17 protein-coding genes are annotated in these 16,557 nt (G+C 66.4%); 13 read left to right on the forward strand and 4 right to left on the reverse strand.

Going from position 1 to position 16,557, the window contains the following annotated elements; all coding sequences use genetic code 11:
- Positions 1-2: 2 nt before the first annotated feature.
- The 3 genes from ACK8OU_RS01120 to ACK8OU_RS01130 are packed head-to-tail and all read left to right on the forward strand — an operon-like array spanning position 3 to position 3,025.
- Positions 3-536 carry a hypothetical protein gene (locus tag ACK8OU_RS01120; protein ID WP_410301500.1) on the forward strand — a complete coding sequence of 178 codons (534 nt, stop codon included), beginning with the start codon at positions 3-5 and terminating at the stop codon, positions 534-536.
- A gap of 3 nt (positions 537-539) precedes the next feature.
- The gene (locus ACK8OU_RS01125; protein ID WP_410301501.1) at positions 540-935 is read left to right on the forward strand and encodes a response regulator transcription factor; all 396 of its coding nucleotides are present in this window, start codon (positions 540-542) and stop codon (positions 933-935) included.
- Positions 935-3,025 (forward strand): 3'-5' exonuclease, encoded by a 2,091-nt coding sequence (locus ACK8OU_RS01130; RefSeq protein ID WP_410301502.1) that lies wholly within the window; start codon positions 935-937, stop codon positions 3,023-3,025. Before ACK8OU_RS01125 ends, ACK8OU_RS01130 begins: the two co-directional genes overlap by 1 nt.
- A gap of 100 nt (positions 3,026-3,125) precedes the next feature.
- On the opposite strand, the gene arsC is transcribed toward ACK8OU_RS01130, so the two are convergent.
- Genes arsC through ACK8OU_RS01145 form a run of 3 tightly spaced genes read right to left on the reverse strand, consistent with a single transcriptional unit; the run spans position 3,126 to position 4,839 of the window.
- Positions 3,126-3,455 (reverse strand): arsenate reductase (glutaredoxin), encoded by a 330-nt coding sequence (gene arsC / locus ACK8OU_RS01135; RefSeq protein WP_410301503.1) that lies wholly within the window; start codon positions 3,453-3,455, stop codon positions 3,126-3,128.
- Positions 3,446-4,471: a quinone-dependent dihydroorotate dehydrogenase gene (locus tag ACK8OU_RS01140; protein ID WP_410301989.1), complete on the reverse strand. Its 1,026-nt coding sequence runs from the start codon at positions 4,469-4,471 to the stop codon at positions 3,446-3,448. The genes arsC and ACK8OU_RS01140 overlap by 10 nt, the downstream gene beginning before the upstream one ends.
- Before the next feature lie 29 nt (positions 4,472-4,500).
- On the reverse strand, positions 4,501-4,839 hold the full coding sequence (locus ACK8OU_RS01145; protein ID WP_410301504.1) for a DUF952 domain-containing protein: 339 nt from the start codon (positions 4,837-4,839) through the stop codon (positions 4,501-4,503).
- Positions 4,840-4,998: 159 nt separating this feature from the next.
- On the opposite strand from ACK8OU_RS01145, the gene ACK8OU_RS01150 reads away from it, so the two are divergent.
- The 10 genes from ACK8OU_RS01150 to paaZ all read left to right on the forward strand — a co-directional run bounded on the left by ACK8OU_RS01150 (position 4,999) and on the right by paaZ (position 15,751).
- Complete coding sequence (locus ACK8OU_RS01150; protein WP_410301505.1) at positions 4,999-6,600, forward strand: bifunctional metallophosphatase/5'-nucleotidase; 1,602 nt, start codon at positions 4,999-5,001, stop codon at positions 6,598-6,600.
- Between the two features lie 150 nt (positions 6,601-6,750).
- The gene (locus ACK8OU_RS01155; protein WP_410301506.1) at positions 6,751-7,647 is read left to right on the forward strand and encodes a PaaX family transcriptional regulator C-terminal domain-containing protein; all 897 of its coding nucleotides are present in this window, start codon (positions 6,751-6,753) and stop codon (positions 7,645-7,647) included.
- 172 nt (positions 7,648-7,819) lie between these two features.
- Entirely contained in the window at positions 7,820-9,025 is a 1,206-nt protein-coding gene (gene pcaF / locus ACK8OU_RS01160; RefSeq protein ID WP_410301507.1) for a 3-oxoadipyl-CoA thiolase, read from the forward strand.
- A gap of 16 nt (positions 9,026-9,041) precedes the next feature.
- Entirely contained in the window at positions 9,042-10,046 is a 1,005-nt protein-coding gene (paaA, locus tag ACK8OU_RS01165) for a 1,2-phenylacetyl-CoA epoxidase subunit PaaA (RefSeq protein WP_410301508.1), read from the forward strand.
- 75 nt (positions 10,047-10,121) lie between these two features.
- Positions 10,122-10,406: a 1,2-phenylacetyl-CoA epoxidase subunit PaaB gene (paaB, locus tag ACK8OU_RS01170; protein ID WP_250039487.1), complete on the forward strand. Its 285-nt coding sequence runs from the start codon at positions 10,122-10,124 to the stop codon at positions 10,404-10,406.
- Complete coding sequence (paaC, locus tag ACK8OU_RS01175) at positions 10,406-11,257, forward strand: 1,2-phenylacetyl-CoA epoxidase subunit PaaC (protein WP_410301510.1); 852 nt, start codon at positions 10,406-10,408, stop codon at positions 11,255-11,257. The genes paaB and paaC overlap by 1 nt, the downstream gene beginning before the upstream one ends.
- 12 nt (positions 11,258-11,269) lie before the next feature.
- Positions 11,270-11,794: a 1,2-phenylacetyl-CoA epoxidase subunit PaaD gene (gene paaD / locus ACK8OU_RS01180; protein ID WP_410301511.1), complete on the forward strand. Its 525-nt coding sequence runs from the start codon at positions 11,270-11,272 to the stop codon at positions 11,792-11,794.
- 20 nt (positions 11,795-11,814) lie between these two features.
- Positions 11,815-12,891 carry a 1,2-phenylacetyl-CoA epoxidase subunit PaaE gene (gene paaE / locus ACK8OU_RS01185; protein WP_410301512.1) on the forward strand — a complete coding sequence of 359 codons (1,077 nt, stop codon included), beginning with the start codon at positions 11,815-11,817 and terminating at the stop codon, positions 12,889-12,891.
- A gap of 20 nt (positions 12,892-12,911) precedes the next feature.
- Positions 12,912-13,682, forward strand: coding sequence for a Phenylacetic acid catabolic protein (locus tag ACK8OU_RS01190; RefSeq protein ID WP_410301513.1), 771 nt, complete (start codon positions 12,912-12,914; stop codon positions 13,680-13,682).
- Positions 13,683-13,696: 14 nt separating this feature from the next.
- The gene (gene paaZ, locus ACK8OU_RS01195; protein WP_410301514.1) at positions 13,697-15,751 is read left to right on the forward strand and encodes a phenylacetic acid degradation bifunctional protein PaaZ; all 2,055 of its coding nucleotides are present in this window, start codon (positions 13,697-13,699) and stop codon (positions 15,749-15,751) included.
- Positions 15,752-15,868: 117 nt separating this feature from the next.
- Here paaZ and ACK8OU_RS01200 read toward each other — a convergent pair whose 3' ends face one another.
- On the reverse strand, positions 15,869-16,468 hold the full coding sequence (locus tag ACK8OU_RS01200; RefSeq protein WP_410301515.1) for a TetR family transcriptional regulator: 600 nt from the start codon (positions 16,466-16,468) through the stop codon (positions 15,869-15,871).
- Positions 16,469-16,557: the final 89 nt, after the last annotated feature.

A 16,557-nucleotide genomic window follows, 5' to 3' on the forward strand; every position in this document is an offset into this window, starting at 1 on the left:
GCATGGCGATCGACATTCTGGCAATGGTGGCGGTGGGCGTCTTCGCGGCGCTGATGCTGTTCGCGCTGAACCACCTGTTGCGGCGCCTGCGCGGGCGGGCGCTGCCGCGCTGGGTGATGCCCGCGGTGGTGGGTGCGGCGATGGTGGGCTATTCGGTCTGGAACGAATACAGCTGGTTCGACCGTGTCGCGGCGCGGCTGCCGGATCGGGTGGTGGTGCTGAACCCGGTCGCTTCGGGCGCGCCCTGGCGGCCCTGGTCCTACGTCGTGCCGGTCACCACGCGCTTCATGGCGGTGGATCGCGGTTCGGTGATGCGGTCGGGCGCCAATCCCGACCTGGCCCTGACCGAGATCCTGCTGGTCGAACGCTGGAAACCCACGGCGCGGGTGCCGGTGGTCTTTGATTGCCGCGCCGGGCGGCGGGCCGATCTGTTCCAGGGCGGCACGCTGGCCGGGGATGGCACCTTGTCGGGCGCGGTCTGGGTGGATCTGCCCCCCGGCGACGCCCTGCTGCAAGCCGCCTGCAACGGAGGATGAGCCATGGCCGATGCGGATCGCAAACGCCGCGTTCTGATTGTCGAGGATGAAGACAACATCGCCATCGCGCTGGATTATCTGATGACGCGCGAAGGCTATGACCACGACCGCATCGCCAATGGCGCCGAGGCCGTAGACCGGATCCGGCGCACGCATCCGGACCTGGTGTTGCTGGATGTGATGCTGCCCGAGGTGTCGGGCTATGAAATCTGCCAGCAGGTGCGTGCCGATGCGGGGCTGGGGGATGTGAAGATCCTGATGATGACCGCGCGCGGATCGGCGCTGGAACGGCGCAAGGGGCTGGCGCTGGGGGCGGATGGTTTCATCGCCAAACCCTTCGAGCTGAAAGAGTTGCGCGCCGAGGTGCATCGCCTTCTGGATGAGGGGGGGCGCGCCTGATGCAGCGGCTCAGCCTGCGGCTGCGGGTGTTTCTGTTCTTTGCGGCGCTGGCGGCGGGCAATCTGGCGGCGCTGGGGGCGGGGTTGTGGCTGGGCTATCGGCGGCTGGGCGATCCGGCGGTGCTGAATGCCTTTGTGATCGGGGGCACGGTGGCGGGCTTTGCGATCCTGGGGCTGATCACCTGGGTCTGGTTCCTGTTCGATGAAAACGTCGCCAAGCCGATCGAGCGGCTGGCCGGCGGCATGCGCGCGCGCACCCATGCCGAGGTGGAAGCCGATTTCGACGCGGCGCCTGCCCGCTATCTGGGCGATCTGGCACCCGCGGCGGCGGCGGTGACGCAGACCCTGTCGGAAACCCGCAATGCCCTGGCCGAGGCGGTGGCGCGCGAAACCACCCGCCTGGCCACCGAAAAGGAACGTCTTGAGGCGCTGTTGTCGGATGTGCCGGTTGGGGTTCTGCTGTGTTCGCCCGATCATCAGCTGGTGTTCTACAACGGGCAGGCGGTGGATCTGCTGGGCGGGATCGATGCGGCGCATGTGCCGGGGCTGGACCGGCGGCTGTTCGACTATCTGCATGAGGCGCCGATCCGCCATGCCTATGCCCGGCTTCTGGAAACCGATGATCCCGATGCCGCCTCGGATCTGCTGTGCGCCACGGTGGGGCGGGCCAAGGTGCTGGCGGCGCGGATGCGGCTTCTGGGCGAGGGGGTGGACCATCACGCGGGGGGGCGGCCGGGCTATGTGCTGACGCTGCGCGATGTGACGGGCAATCTGGCGGCCCATGCCGCGCGCGAGGCGCTGCTGGAAGAGCTGTTCGACCGGGTGCGCCGTCCCGCGGCCAATCTGCAGACGGTGCTGGGGGTGCTGGCCGAACAGGGGGGACGCGCGCCCGAGGCGCTGGACCGCGCGGTGGTGGCCGAGGTCCAGACGCTGGCGCGGGCGGTCACGGAACTGGCCGCGCGCCACGATGCGGACCGGGCAGAATGGTGGCCGCTGTCGCTGATCCGCGCCACCGACCTTGCCGAGGCGCTGGTGGCGCGTGCGGGGGCCGAAGGCGTGGCGCTGCGCACCGAGGCCGCGGCGCTGATCCTGCGCTGCGACGGGTTTGAACTGGTGGCGCTGTTTTCGGCGCTGCTGGCGCGGCTGGGCACGGGGCGCGACGATTTCGCGATCACGATCACGCCCGAGGGCGCGGGCGCGCTGATCACGCTGGACTGGCGGGGGCCGCCGGTGTCGGTGGCGGATCTGGACCGCTGGCTGGATGCGCCGCTGGAGGTCGGGTTGGCCGATGTCACGGGGCGGCGCGTGCTGTCGATGCATGCGACGGAAATCTGGCCCGAGACCGGGCCTGCGGGCCGTACGGGCCTGTGCCTGCCGCTGCGCGAGGCGCGCGGCGCGGCCAGGCGCCCGCCGCCGGTGCCGCGTGCGGTGGTCTATGATTTCGAGCTGCTGTCCAAGGCACGCAGCGCGGGCATTGCCGATGCGCGGCTGGCGGACCTGACCTATGTGGTCTTCGATACCGAGACGACGGGCCTGCTGCCGTCAGAGGGCGATGAGATCGTGCAGATCGCGGCGGTGCGTATCGTCAATGGCCGGCGCGTCGACAAGGAGGTGTTTGACACGTTGGTGAACCCCGGGCGCCGCATCCCGCCGGGGTCGACCCAGGTGCATGGGATTTCCGATGCGATGGTGATCGACGCGCCCGCAATCGCCGAGGTGGGGCGGCGCTTTCACGCCTTTGCCGAAGGCGCGGTGCTGGTCGCGCATAACGCGCCCTTCGATCTGGAATTCCTGCGCCGCAAGGAAGGCGTGATCGGGCGCAGTTTCGACCATCCGGTGCTGGATACGGTGCTGCTGTCGGCGGTGGTCTTTGGCCAGAGCGAGGTGCATAGCCTGGATGCGCTGACCCATCGGCTGGGGATCACCATCCCCGAAGAGGCCCGCCATACCGCGATCGGCGATACGGTCGCCACGGCCGACGCCTTTCTGAAGCTGCTGCCGGCCTTGCAGGCGCGGGGGCTTGTGAGCTTTGGCGATCTGGTGGCCGAGGTGCGCAAGCACGGGCGCTTGCTGAAGGATCTGAACGGTTAGCGCGGCCTGGGCCGTCGGGGGCGCAGGGGGAAGGGGGCGCTGCCCCCCTCTTGGCCCTTGGCCAATTCACCCCCCGAGGTATTTTCGGCAAGATGAAAGATTACAGGATCGCCAGCACGGCTTCGGGCGGGCGGCCCAGGGCCGCGGCGGTATCGGTCAGCACCAGGGGGCGTTCGATCAGGCGCGGATCGGCGGCGAGGGCGGCCAGGATTTCATCCCCGGTCGCGCTGTGCGGCAGGGGGCTGTCTTTTCGGCGCATCAGGGTTGTGGCAGGCTGGCGCAGCCTGGCAAGGGCCACGCGCAGTTCGGCCAGTGTCGGCGGGTCCTGCAGGTAAAGCCGCACGGTTGGCGTCAGCCCGCGATCCGTCAGCAGGGCCAGCGTCGCGCGCGATTTGCTGCAGCGCGGATTGTGCCAGATCGTCAGAGCCATGCGTCGCGCCCCGTGCCCACGGCGGCCGCCACCGTATCAAAGCCGTCGCGCGCCAGCAGCGCATCGAGGCCGCGTGGAATGTCGGCGGCCAGCGACAGGCCGTGATAGACCATGGCAGTATAGAATTGCACCGCCGAGGCGCCGGCGCGGATCTTTTCATAGGCCTGTTCAGGGCTGGAGATGCCGCCCACGCCGATCAGCGGGATGCGCCCCGCCGTCAGGCGCGACAGCTGCGCCAGGATGCGGGTGGATCTTTCGAACAGCGGCGCGCCCGACAGCCCGCCCGCCTGATCGCGATGGGTGCCGTGCAGACCTTCGCGCGACAGCGTGGTGTTGGTGGCGATCACCGCGTCGATGCCCGAGGTCAGCGCCACCTCGGCCAGGTCTTCCAGTTCCGCGGGCGACAGGTCGGGCGCGATCTTGAGAAACACCGGGATCGGCCGGGCCAGCCCCGCGCGGGTGTCGATCACGCCGCGCAGCAGGGCGGCCAGCGCGTCCTTGCCCTGCAGGTCGCGCAGTTTTTCGGTATTGGGGGACGAGACGTTGACGGTGGCGAAATCGACATGCGGGCCGGCCACGGCCAGAACGCGTGCGAAATCGGCGGCGCGGTCGGCGCTGTCCTTGTTGGCGCCCAGGTTCAGGCCGACGGGGATGCCCGCCGGGCGCCGGGCCAGCCGCGCGGCGATCGGGTCGACGCCTTCGTTGTTGAAGCCGAAGCGGTTGATGACGGCGCGGTCCTCGGTCAGGCGGAACAGGCGTGGTTTGGGGTTGCCGGGCTGGGGCCGGGGGGTGGCGGCGCCCACTTCGATGAAGCCGAAGCCTGCGCGCATCAGCGCGGCGACGGCGGTGGCGTTCTTGTCAAAGCCCGCCGCCAGACCCACCGGATTGGGCAGGTCCAGCCCCGCAAGCCGGGTGCGCAGCCGCGTCGAGCCGACCGGGCCGGGCAGGGGCGCCAGGCCCGTGCGCAAGGCCCGGATCGACAGGCCATGCGCGGCTTCGGGGTCCATGCGGTGCATCGCCGCCAGCGCGGCGCGTTCCAGAAAGGTCACAGGGTTGCCTCGGGGAAGATATGGCCGGTGGCGCCCAGCGGCAGGGACTTGTCCCAGACCACCTCGGACAGGCGCAGCGGGCGGTAAAGGTGGGGAAACAGCGCGCCCCCGCGTGAGGGTTCCCATTTCAGCGCCGGACCCAGGGTGTCGGCCTCGATTGCGACCAGGACCAGATCGCTTTCGGTGGCGAAATGTTTCGCCGCCGTCCCGGTCACCTGTGCGCCGGTGGAAAAATGGATGTAGCCATCGGCCAGATCGACCGGCGCGCCGGCGGTTTCGCCTGCGGCGCGGAAGGCATCCCATTCGGGGCGGCGGAAAATCTTGTAGATCAGCATCGCTTCCACATGCCCTTTGGGCGGGCATTGGTCAATCCCGCGCGTGGGATTGTGGCCCTGCGCGTGGGATCGCGGCGCGCGATCGGGGGGCAAATCGAGCTTTGACTTGTTGGTCAAGCTGCCGCAACCTGAGGGCGTCGTTTCCTTTCGGAGGTTCCCATGAAAGCCCGTTTCCTTGCCTCGGCTGCCGCTTTGGCGCTTTCGGCCGGCGTGGCGCATGCCGATTACAAGCTGCATGTGCTGCACATCAACGATCTGCACAGCCGTATCGAATCGATCGGCAGGACCGATTCCACCTGCAACGCGGAAGCCGAGGCCAAGGGCGAATGCTTTGGCGGCATCGCCCGCGTCGCCACCAAGATCAACGAATTGCGCGCGGGGCTGACGGCGGCGGGTGAGAATGTGATCGTGCTGGATGCGGGCGATCAGTTCCAGGGCAGCCTGTTCTATACCACCTACAAGGGCGCCGAGGTGGCCGAGTTCATGAACCGCATCGGTTTTGACGCGATGGCGGTGGGCAATCACGAATTCGACGACGGCCCCGAGGGGTTGGCCGGGCTGGTCGAGAAGGCGGAATTCCCGATCATTTCGGGCAATCTTGACCTGAGCCAGTCGAACCTGCTGAAGGACAAGGTGAAAAACCATGTCGTGCTGGAGGTTGGCGGCGAAAGGATCGGCATCATCTCGGCGCTGGCGACCGATACGGTCGATACCGCGGCCCCCGGGCCGTCGGTGATCTTCCAGGATGAAATCGAGAGCCTGCGCGCCGATGTCGCCGCCCTGGAGGCCGAGGGCGTCAGCAAGATCATCGCCCTGACCCATGTCGGCTATCACAAGGATCAGGAAATTGCCGCCGCCGTGCCGGGGCTGGATGCGGTGGTGGGCGGGCACAGCCACACCTATCTGTCGGCCTCGGACCCGGATCGCCACGGCGCCTATCCGACCTGGGTCGATGCGGGGGCCGGGGTCATGGTGCCGGTGGTGCAGGCCTATGCCTATTCGAAATACCTGGGCCATCTGGTGCTGACCTTCGATGACGCGGGCAAGCTGACCTTTGCCGAGGGCGACACGATCGTGCTGGATGCCAGCGTCACCCCCGACCCCGAAATCGCCGCCCGCGTGGTCGAGATGGGCGCGCCGATCGAAGAGCTGAAGACAAGGGTGGTGGCCGAAAGCACCGCCGAGATCGACGGGTCGCGCGATACCTGCCGTCAGGTCGAATGCGCGATGGGCAATCTGGTGGCCGATGCGATGCTGGACCGGGTGCGCGATCAGGGCGTGACCATCGCCATCCAGAACGGCGGGGGGCTGCGGTCCTCGATCGATGCGGGCCCGGTGACGATGGGCGAGGTGCTGAGCGTGCTGCCCTTCCAGAACACGCTGTCCACCTTTGAGGCGAGGGGCTCGACGATCCTGGCCGCGCTGGAAAACGGCGCAAGCCAGGTCGAAGAGGGCGCGGGCCGCTTTGCGCAGGTGGCGGGGCTGAAATACAGCTTTGACCCGGCGCAACCTGCGGGCAGCCGCGTGTCCGATGTAATGGTGCAGGAGGGTGACGCCTGGGCGCCGATCGACCCGGAAAAGGTCTATGGCGTTGTCACCAACAATTATGTCCGCCAGGGCGGCGATGGGTATCGCATGTTCGGGGCCGAGGGCATGAACGCCTATGATTATGGCCCGGATCTGGCGGATGTGACGGCGGAATACATGGCCAGGGTCGGGCCCTATACGCCCGCGCTGGACGGGCGCATCACCCGCAAGTAAGTCGTTTTGACAGGGCAATCGGGGCGCGTGCCGGCCGGTACGCGCCTTTTTCCTGCGCGGGGCGGTGATTTGGCGCTGACATCGGGCGGGCGCGGCGGGTAGAAGGTGGCGGCCGCGCCATGCCCGGCCGGCCAACGCAGGAGAGCGAGGATGGTTCATCGCAGGCCAAGACCCGCCGCCCCCCTGGGGGGGGGGATCGCCGGTGTGCTGGGCCCCGAACCGCCCCGCGCGGCCAGTTTCATCGTGACGGTCTATGGCGATGTGGCCGAACCGCGCGGCGGTGTGCTGTGGATGGGCAATCTGATCGAGATCTGCGCCTGCGTCGGCCTGAGCGAGACACTGGTACGCACCGCCGTATCGCGGCTTGTGGCGGCGGGGCAGTTGCAGGGCGAAAAGGACGGTCGACGCAGCTATTACCGCCTGACATCCGCGGCGCGGGTGGAATTTGCCCGCGCGGCACAGCTTTTGTTCGGCCCGCCCGCGCCGGCGCAGGGCTGGGTGCTGATCGCCCGGCCGGACCCGGCGGCGCAGGCGCGGCTGGCGCGCGACGGGTTCGTGCCGCTGGGGGATGATCTGCAGATCGGTCCCGACCGGGGCCGGGCCGCGGATCTGGGGGGGGTCGTGTTTCGTGCGGAACTGGTCGCGGGCGTGCACGATCTGCCCGCCTTCGCCGCCGCGCATTGGGATCTGGGCGCGCGGGGACAGGCCTATCGCGATTTCGTGGCGCGCTTTGCGCCGCTATCGGCATCGCTGGCGCAGGGGGGGCGATTGGCGGCGCAGGATTGTCTGGTGGCGCGTCTGGCGCTGGTGCATGACTATCGCCTGGCGCTGTTGCATGACCCGCGCCTGCCGGTTGCGGCGCTGCCCGCAGACTGGCCCGGTGTCGTGGCGCAGCGGCTGTTTGCCGATCTGTATCTGGCGTTGTCGGCGGGGGCCGATTCGTATCTGGGCGCCCGCCTGACTACTGCCGAGGGACCGCTGCCCCCCGCGACCGAGGCGACGCGAGCCCGCCTGACGGCCCTGCAGGCCCTGGCCTTCGCAGGGTAAGAGGCCGTTTTTCCGGTGCTTTCCGATCATGCGGTTGCTCTTGTCAAAAAGCATCACGAAGCTATGTAGAATTTTGTTTTGTGCGTGACGCTTTTGCGCTATACAGTGACCGAACGGTCGGTCAATGTGGATGCGGGGCCGCCGCGACCAAGGGAACCTGGGGGAGTATCGAATGACCGAAGCCTATATCTGCGATGCGGTGCGGACACCGATCGGCCGCTATGCCGGGGCGTTGGCCCAGGTGCGGGCCGATGACCTGGCCGCGCTGCCGCTGAAGGCGCTGATGGAGCGCAACCCGCAGGTGGACTGGTCGCAGGTTGACGATCTGATTTATGGCTGCGCCAACCAGGCGGGCGAAGATAACCGCAACGTGGGCCGGATGGCGGTGCTGTTGTCGGGCATGCCGATCGCGGTGCCGGGAACCACGGTGAACCGGCTGTGCGGGTCCGGGATGGATGCGGTCGGCATGGCGGCCCGCGCGATCAAGGCGGGCGATTGCGACATGGTCATTGCCGGCGGTGTCGAAAGCATGAGCCGCGCGCCCTTTGTGATGCCCAAGGCGGATACCGCTTTTTCGCGCGCCAATGCGGTCTATGACACCACGATCGGCTGGCGCTTTCCCAATCCGGCGCTGAAAAAGGCCTTTGGCACCCATTCAATGCCGGAAACCGCCGACAATGTTGCCGCCGATTTCAACGTCAGCCGCGAAGATCAGGACGCCTTCGCGCTGCGCAGTCAGGCGCGCTGGGCCGCAGCGCAGGCGGCGGGGATCTTTGCGGACGAGATCGTCCCCGTCACCATCGCGCAGAAAAAGGGCGATCCGCTGGTGATCGACACGGATGAACATCCGCGTCCGTCGACCACGGCCGAACAGCTGGCAAGGCTGCGCGGCGTCAATGGTCCCGATCTGACCGTCACCGCCGGCAATGCCTCGGGCGTCAATGACGGGGCGGCGGCGCTGGTCATCGCCTCGGCCGAGGCGGCCAGGGCCCAGGGCCTGACGCCCCGTGCGCGCATCGTGGCGATGGCTGCCGCGGGGGTTGAGCCGCGGGTCATGGGCGTGGGTCCCGCGCCCGCGGTGCGCAAGGTGCTGGCCCGCGCCGGCATGACGCTTGACCAGATGGACGTGATCGAACTTAATGAGGCATTCGCAGCCCAGGCGCTGGCCGTGCTGCGCGATCTGGGCCTGCCCGATGACGCGGCCCATGTGAACCCGAACGGCGGCGCCATCGCCCTTGGCCATCCCCTGGGGATGAGCGGCGCAAGGCTTGTGACGACAGCGATGTATCAGCTTCACCGCACCGGCGGGCGCTATGCGCTGTGCACCATGTGCATCGGGGTGGGCCAGGGCATTGCCCTTATCATTGAACGCGTGTGAACAGGAGGTAGCCGCGATGTATGCACAGATGGTCAGGACCGACGCCGACCGCGTCAAGACGCCGGAAGAAATGTCGCCCGAGGAACGCGCGTTCCAGGAACGCATCGACCGCGGCGAAAAGATCGAGCCGAAGGAATGGATGCCCGAGGCCTATCGCAAGACACTGATCCGCCAGATCGGCCAGCACGCGCATTCCGAAATCGTGGGCCAGCTGCCCGAGGGCAACTGGATCACCCGCGCCCCCACGCTGGAGCGCAAGGCGATCCTGCTGGCCAAGGTGCAGGATGAGGCGGGCCACGGCCTGTATCTGTATTGCGCCGCCGAAACGCTGGGTGTCAGCCGCGATGAGCTGCTGGACAAGCTGCACAGCGGCAAGATGAAATATTCCTCGATCTTCAACTATCCCACGCTGAACTGGGCCGATATCGGCGCGGTGGGCTGGCTGGTTGACGGCGCCGCGATCATGAACCAGGTGCCGCTGCAGCGGACCAGCTTCGGCCCCTACAGCCGCGCCATGATCCGGATCTGCAAGGAGGAATCGTTCCACCAGCGCCAGGGCTATGACATCATGATGAAGATGGCCCAGGGCACGCCCGAACAGAAGGCGATGGCGCAGGATGCGCTGAACCGCTTCTGGTATCCGGCGCTGATGATGTTCGGCCCCTCGGATGCGGAATCGGTGCATTCTGCCCAGTCCATGGCCTGGAAGATCAAGATCAACACCAATGACGAGCTGCGCCAGAAATTCGTGGATCAGACTGTGCCGCAGGCCGAATACCTGGGCCTGACGATCCCCGACCCGGATCTGAAGTGGAACGGGGAAAAGGGCGGTTATGACTTCAGCCAGCCCGACTGGTCCGAATTCTTTGACGTGATTGCCGGCAATGGCCCGTGCAACAAGGAACGCCTGGGCGCCCGCGTCAAGGCCTGGGAAGACGGCGAATGGTTCCGCGACGGTCTGGTTGCCCATGCCAAGAAGGCCGATGCGCGCCGCGCCGCCGCGAAGATCGCGGCCGAATAAGACACCGATCCCGGGCGGCGGCCCCGCCGCCCATCCACAGCCAGACTTAGGCCCGTTTTCGGGAGGAGAAAACTCATGTCCAGCGAATGGCCCCTCTGGGAGGTCTTTATCCGTGGCCAGCATGGCCTGAACCACCGCCATGTCGGCAGCCTGCACGCGCCGGATGCGGAAATGGCGATCAAGAACGCCCGCGACGTCTATACCCGCCGCAATGAAGGTGTGTCGATCTGGGTCGTGAAGTCGAACGACATCACCGCCTCCAGTCCCTCGGACAAGGGGCCGCTGTTCGAGCCGTCGAATTCCAAGGTCTACCGTCACCCGACCTTCTTCGACATCCCTGAAGAAGTGGGGCATATGTGATGCCGTCGCTTCCTGACATGACACCCCCGAACGCCGGGACGCTGGCGGTGGGTGCCGCCGCCGCGCAGGGCAGCGCGCGCCCGGGCGATGTGCCCGAACTGCAGGCGGCCTTCTTCGAATTCCTGACCCGGATGGGCGATAACACCCTGGTTCTGGGCCATCGCGTTTCGGAATGGTGCGGCCATTCCCCCGTGCTGGAGGAAGATATTGCGCTGGCCAATACCGCGCTGGACCTGATCGGGCAGACACAGCTGTGGCTGGGTCTTGCCGGCGAGATCGAGGGCAAGGGCCGCAGCGCGGACAATCTGGCCTATCTGCGCGATGCGGCGCAGTTCCGCAACGTGCTGCTGGTGGAACGCCCCAACGGCGATTTCGGCAACACGCTGATGCGCCAGTTCCTGTTCGACGCCTGGCATCTGGAAATGTTGAAGGCGCTGGAAAAATCCACCGATCCGCGCGTGGCCGAAATTGCGGCCAAGGCGGTGAAAGAGGTGGCCTATCATCTGGAACGGTCGGCCGATCTGGTGATCCGTCTGGGCGACGGGACCGGAGAAAGCCACACCCGGATGCAGGATGCGCTGGACGATCAGTGGGCCTATACGGGCGAGCTGTTCCTGGCCGATGCGGCCGATCAGGTCGTGGCCGCGGCGGGCATCGCGCCGGATCTGCAGGCGCTGAAGGCGGGCTGGGATACGGTGGTGGCCGATGTTCTGGAACAGGCGACGCTGAAGGCGCCGGCCTCGGGCTATGTCCACAAGGGCGGCAAGCGCGGCGTGCATACCGAGCATCTGGGCTATATCCTGGCGGACATGCAGTTCCTGCAGCGCGCCTATCCGGGCGCGATCTGGTAAGGGGGGCGGGCGATGAGCACCCCGACCCTGCCCTCGACCGAGCAGGTCTGGCGCTGGCTGTCCGAGGTGCCGGACCCGGAAATCCCGGTGATCAGCCTGACCGACCTGGGCATCATCCGCGATGTCGCCTGGGAAGGTGAGACGCTGGTGGTGACGGTGACGCCGACCTATTCGGGTTGCCCGGCCACCAGCATCATCAACCTGGACATCGAGACGGCGCTGCGGACCCACGGCATTGCGAAGCTGCGGCTGGACCGACGGCTGTCGCCGCCCTGGACCACGGACTGGATCAGCGATGAGGGGCGCGAAAAGTTGCGCGCCTATGGCATCGCGCCCCCGGTTGACGGCACCGCTGCCGATGGCCGGCTGATGGGTCGGGCGAACCGGCTGGCCGGAACCTCGAACCTGGTCATCGCCTGCCCGCATTGCGGATCGACCCATACCGAGAAAGTCAGCCAGTTCGGCTCGACGCCCTGCAAGGCATCGTATCGCTGCAAGGACTGTCTGGAACCCTTCGATTATTTCAAATGCATCTGAGGATGCGGAGGTAACGCCACATGGCACGTTTCCACCCCCTTGAGGTCACCGATGTGCGCCGCGAAACCCGCGATGCAGTCGTGGTCACGCTGAAGCCGCGCGCCGAAGACGCCGCCGTTTTCGATTTCACCCAGGGCCAATATCTGACCTTTCGCGGCGAATTCGACGGCGAGGAACTGCGCCGGTCCTATTCGATCTGTGCCGGCAAGGATGAGGGCATCCTGAAGGTCGGGATCAAGCGGGTCGATGGCGGCGCCTTTTCGACCTGGGCGAATGAAAGCCTACGTCCCGGCGATACGCTGGATGCAATGCCGCCGATGGGCCGGTTCTATACCGAGATCGACCCCGCGGCCGACAAGCATTACCTTGGCTTTGCCGGGGGCTCGGGGATCACGCCGGTGCTGTCGATCATCAAGACGGTGCTGGCGCGCGAGCCGCAATCGCGCTTTACGCTGGTCTATGCCAACCGCCAGATCAACACGATCATGTTCCGCGAAGATCTGGAGGATCTGAAGAACCTGTATCTGGGGCGCTTCTCGGTGATCCATGTGCTGGAACAGGAAGGCCAGGAAATCGACCTGTTCACCGGCCGGATCGACGCGGACAAGATGACCGCGCTGTTCGACCGCTGGATCGATCCGAAATCGGTCGATACCGCGTTCATCTGCGGGCCCGAACCGATGATGCTGGCGATCGCGGCCAGCCTGCGCGCGCATGGCCTGGATGATGCCCGGATCAAGTTCGAGCTGTTCGCCAGCAGCCAGCCGGGCCGCGCCAAGGCCAGGGCCGTGTCGAAAGAAGCCATCCAGCCCGGCAGTGGCACCGCCGCCACCGTCACGCTGGATGGTGCCACCCGCAGCTTTGAAATGCCGCGCCAGGGGCAGAGCATTCTTGATGCCGCTCTGGGGGCGAACATGGACGCGCCCTATTCCTGCAAGGCCGGGGTCTGTTCGACCTGCCGCTGCAAGGTGCTGGAGGGCGAGGTCGAGATGGCGATCAACCACGCGCTGGAAGATTATGAGGTGCGCGCGGGCTATGTGCTCAGCTGCCAGGCCTTCCCGCTGACCGACAAGGTCGTCGTCAGCTACGACGAATGAAGGGCGAAAGGGAGGAACCCATGTCCGACACCAACACTTCCGACACGATGAACATCGACGACTATCTGGCGCAGGGCGGGGTGCTGACCTCGCCGGCCAATGTGCCCGCCCGCTATCGCGGCGAACTGATGCGGCTGATGGCGTCTTTCGTGGACAGCGAACTGGCCGGATCGGCGGGCTTTGCCAGCGCGATCAACTTTGCGCCGGGCATCAAGGAACGCATCGCGGCCAGCCGGATCACGCTGGAAAAGGCCGATCACGCCGAACGCGTTCTGGATGTGATGGGCAGCTTCGGCACCGATACCGCGCGCTATCAGGGCCAGCATGACTGGGCCGCGCGCGTGGCCCGCGATGCCGATCTGGGGGCGGTTCGCCAGGGCGGCGACATGCGTCTGTCGGTGTTCCACTATCCGATCACCGGCTGGACCGATGCGGTGGTGATGAACGTGCTGATGGGCCTTGCGACCGGGGTGCAGATGACCGAACTGACGCGCCTGTCCTATGCGCCGCTGGCCGAAATCTTCCGCGAGATCGCCCCGCGTGAGGCGCGCCATGCCGATCTGGGCCTGGAAGGTCTGGAACGGATCGCCGCTACTGCGGACGGTCAGGCAGCGGCCCGCGCCGCCATCGCCTACTGGCGCCCGCGTGTTGCCGCGACCTTCGGCACCGCCGGATCGCAGCGCTTTGACATGCTGCGCCGGCTTGGCCTGCGCCGCCAGCCCAATGAGGCCCTTCTGGCGGCCTGGAACGCCCGCGTCGACGAAAAACTCGCGGCGCTCAACCTGAACTGAATGAGGAAGACCTGATGTCCGTCACGATCCGCGCACCGCGCCGACTGGAAAGTTTTGTCTGTGGGGAATGGACCCGTGGCGCGAAGGAAGGCGTGCCGCTTCTGAATGCCGCGACGGGGGAACCCGTCGCGTTCATCGATTCCACCGGGCTTGATTTCAAGACCGCGCTGGACTGGGGGCGTGACAAGGGCGGGCGCGCGCTGCGCGCCATGTCCTTCCATGATCGCGCGCAGATGCTCAAGGCGCTTGGCCTGAAGCTGATGGAGATGAAAGAGGAATTCTATGCCGAAAGCCTTGCCACCGGCGCGACCCGGGCCGATGCCTGGATCGACATCGAAGGCGGTATCGGCACGCTTCTGACATTTGCGTCAAAGGGGCGGCGCGAATTGCCCAACACGCGCGTTCTGATCGATGGTGATGTGGAACTGCTGTCCAAGGATGCCAGCTTTTCGGCGCAGCACATCCTGACCCCGCTGCACGGGATCGCGATTCATATCAACGCCTTCAACTTCCCCTGCTGGGGGATGCTGGAAAAGATCGGGCCGAACCTGCTGGCGGGTGTGCCCTGCCTGATCAAGCCCGCCTCGCAGACCGCCTATCTGACCGAGCTGATGGTGCGACGGATGATCGAAACGGGCATTCTGCCCGATGGCGCGCTGCAGCTGGTATCGGGATCGGTGGGCGACATGCTGGACCATGTCGGCGTGCAGGACGCGGTGACCTTCACCGGATCGGCCTGGACCGGGCGCAAGCTGAAGACCCATCCTGCCATCGTGGACAATTCGGTGCGCTTCACGATGGAGGCCGACAGTCTGAACGCCTCGATCCTGGGGCCCGATGCGGTGCCCGGAACCGAAGAATTCGACCTGTTCGTCAAGGAAGTCGCGCGGGAAATGACGGTGAAGGCGGGGCAGAAATGTACCGCGATCCGCCGCGTGATCGCGCCGCGCGCACAGGTGCAGGCGCTGGTCGCGGCACTGGGTGACCGGCTGGGCAAGACCGCGCTGGGCGATCCGGCGGTGGATGGCACCCGCATGGGGCCGCTGGCCAGCCTTGATCAGCGTGATGAGGTCCGCGCGCGGATCAAGGACCTGCAGGCCGATGCCGAAATCGTCGCCGGCAACCCCGATGAGGTCCGCGTCGTATCGGGCGATGCGGAAAAGGGCGCCTTCGTGAACCCAGTCCTGCTTTATTGCGACAAGCCCTTTGCCGCCAGCGCCGTGCATGATGTTGAGGCGTTTGGCCCTGTGTCCACGGTCATGCCCTATGACACGCTCGAGGAGGCGGTCGACCTGGCGCAGCGCGGCAAGGGGTCGCTGGTCGCCTCGGTCTTCACCAATGACAAGACCGTCGCCGAAGAGGTGGTGATCGGCATGGCACCGTTCCACGGGCGCGTGCTCATCGGCAACCGCGCCTCGGCCAAGACCTCGACGGGGCATGGCTCGCCGCTGGCGGGGCTGGTCCACGGTGGGCCGGGCCGCGCCGGCGGCGGCGAGGAAATGGGCGGCATCCGCGGCGTCAAACACTACATGCAGCGCACCGCGGTGCAGGGCGCGCCGCGGCTGTTGTCGGCGGTCACCGGGCGCTGGATGGAAGGCGCCGATGCGCAGCAGGGCGAACATCCGTTCCGCAAGTCGCTGCAGGATCTGAAGATCGGCGATCAGCTGATCACCGCCGCGCGCCAGGTCACGCAGGAAGATGTGGAACATTTCGCCCATTTCACCGGCGATACCTTCTACGCGCATATGGACAGCGCGGCCGCCAAGGCCAACCCGTTCTTCGACGACCGCGTGGCACATGGCTATCTGATCGCCTCTTTCGCGGCGGGGCTGTTCGTCGAACCGAACCCCGGCCCGGTGCTGGCAAATTACGGTGTCGACAACCTGCGCTTCCTGACCCCGGTCTATTTCGGGGACACGCTTCAGGTTCGCCTGACCTGCAAGGAAATCAACCCCCGCGCCACCGCCGAACACGGTGAGGTGCGCTGGGATTGCCAGGTCACCAACCAGAACGGGGCTGTGGTCGCGCAATATGACGTGCTGACCATGGTCGCCAAGACCTGGGGCTGATCGACCAAAAAACAGGCGCCGCACCCGGGGCAGGGCGCGGCGCCTGTTTCACCTTGCGAAAAATACCTCCGCCGGAGGCTTCGCCAGATCCGCTTGCGTGATGGCCGGGCAGGGAAATCAGCGCACCGCCTTGATGCCTTCCAGGATCAGCGTTGTCGCCACTTCGGCGTAATCCTCGCGCGTGATGGGGCCGCCGTCACGGAACCACATATAGACCCAGTTCATCATGCCGAACAGCGACATCGTGACCGGCATCAGCAACGGGCGGTCCTGGTCGTCCAGCGCGGGGTTGATGTCGTGCAGCACGGCGGCAAAGCGTTTGACGATGCGCCGCTCGATCGCGTGGATCTCGGCGCGCTGGTCGTCGGTCAGGGCGCTGGTGGCGTTCAACTGCACCTTGTGCTCGTTATCCGCGCCCCGATAGCTTTCCAGCACCGTGCTGACCAGCCGGTGCAGGCGCAGGTCGGGGGGCAGGTCGGGGGTGTCGGCCTCGGAGATCGCTTCTTCCAGATCGGCCAGATGGGTGCGGATGATCGCAAAAATCAACGCATCCTTGCTGGGATAATAGTGGTAAAGCAGGGCCTTGGATACCTGTGAATGGGTGGCGATCTGGGCCATCGAGGCCTTGTCCATTCCCTGTTCGGCGAAAACTGCCGCGGCACTCAAAAGGATACTGTGCTGTTTCTCTTCGAAATCGCTCGCGCGGGTCCGTGCCATGGTTTTCCTGTTCCGTTCTGCCCGAAAGAAAAATGGGAGGGCGGTTCCGCCCCCCCCTATACATCGCGCGCCCGGGCGATGTCACGCAG

Source organism: Pontitalea aquivivens, from assembly GCF_046507575.1.
GTDB lineage: Bacteria > Pseudomonadota > Alphaproteobacteria > Rhodobacterales > Rhodobacteraceae > Pontitalea > Pontitalea aquivivens.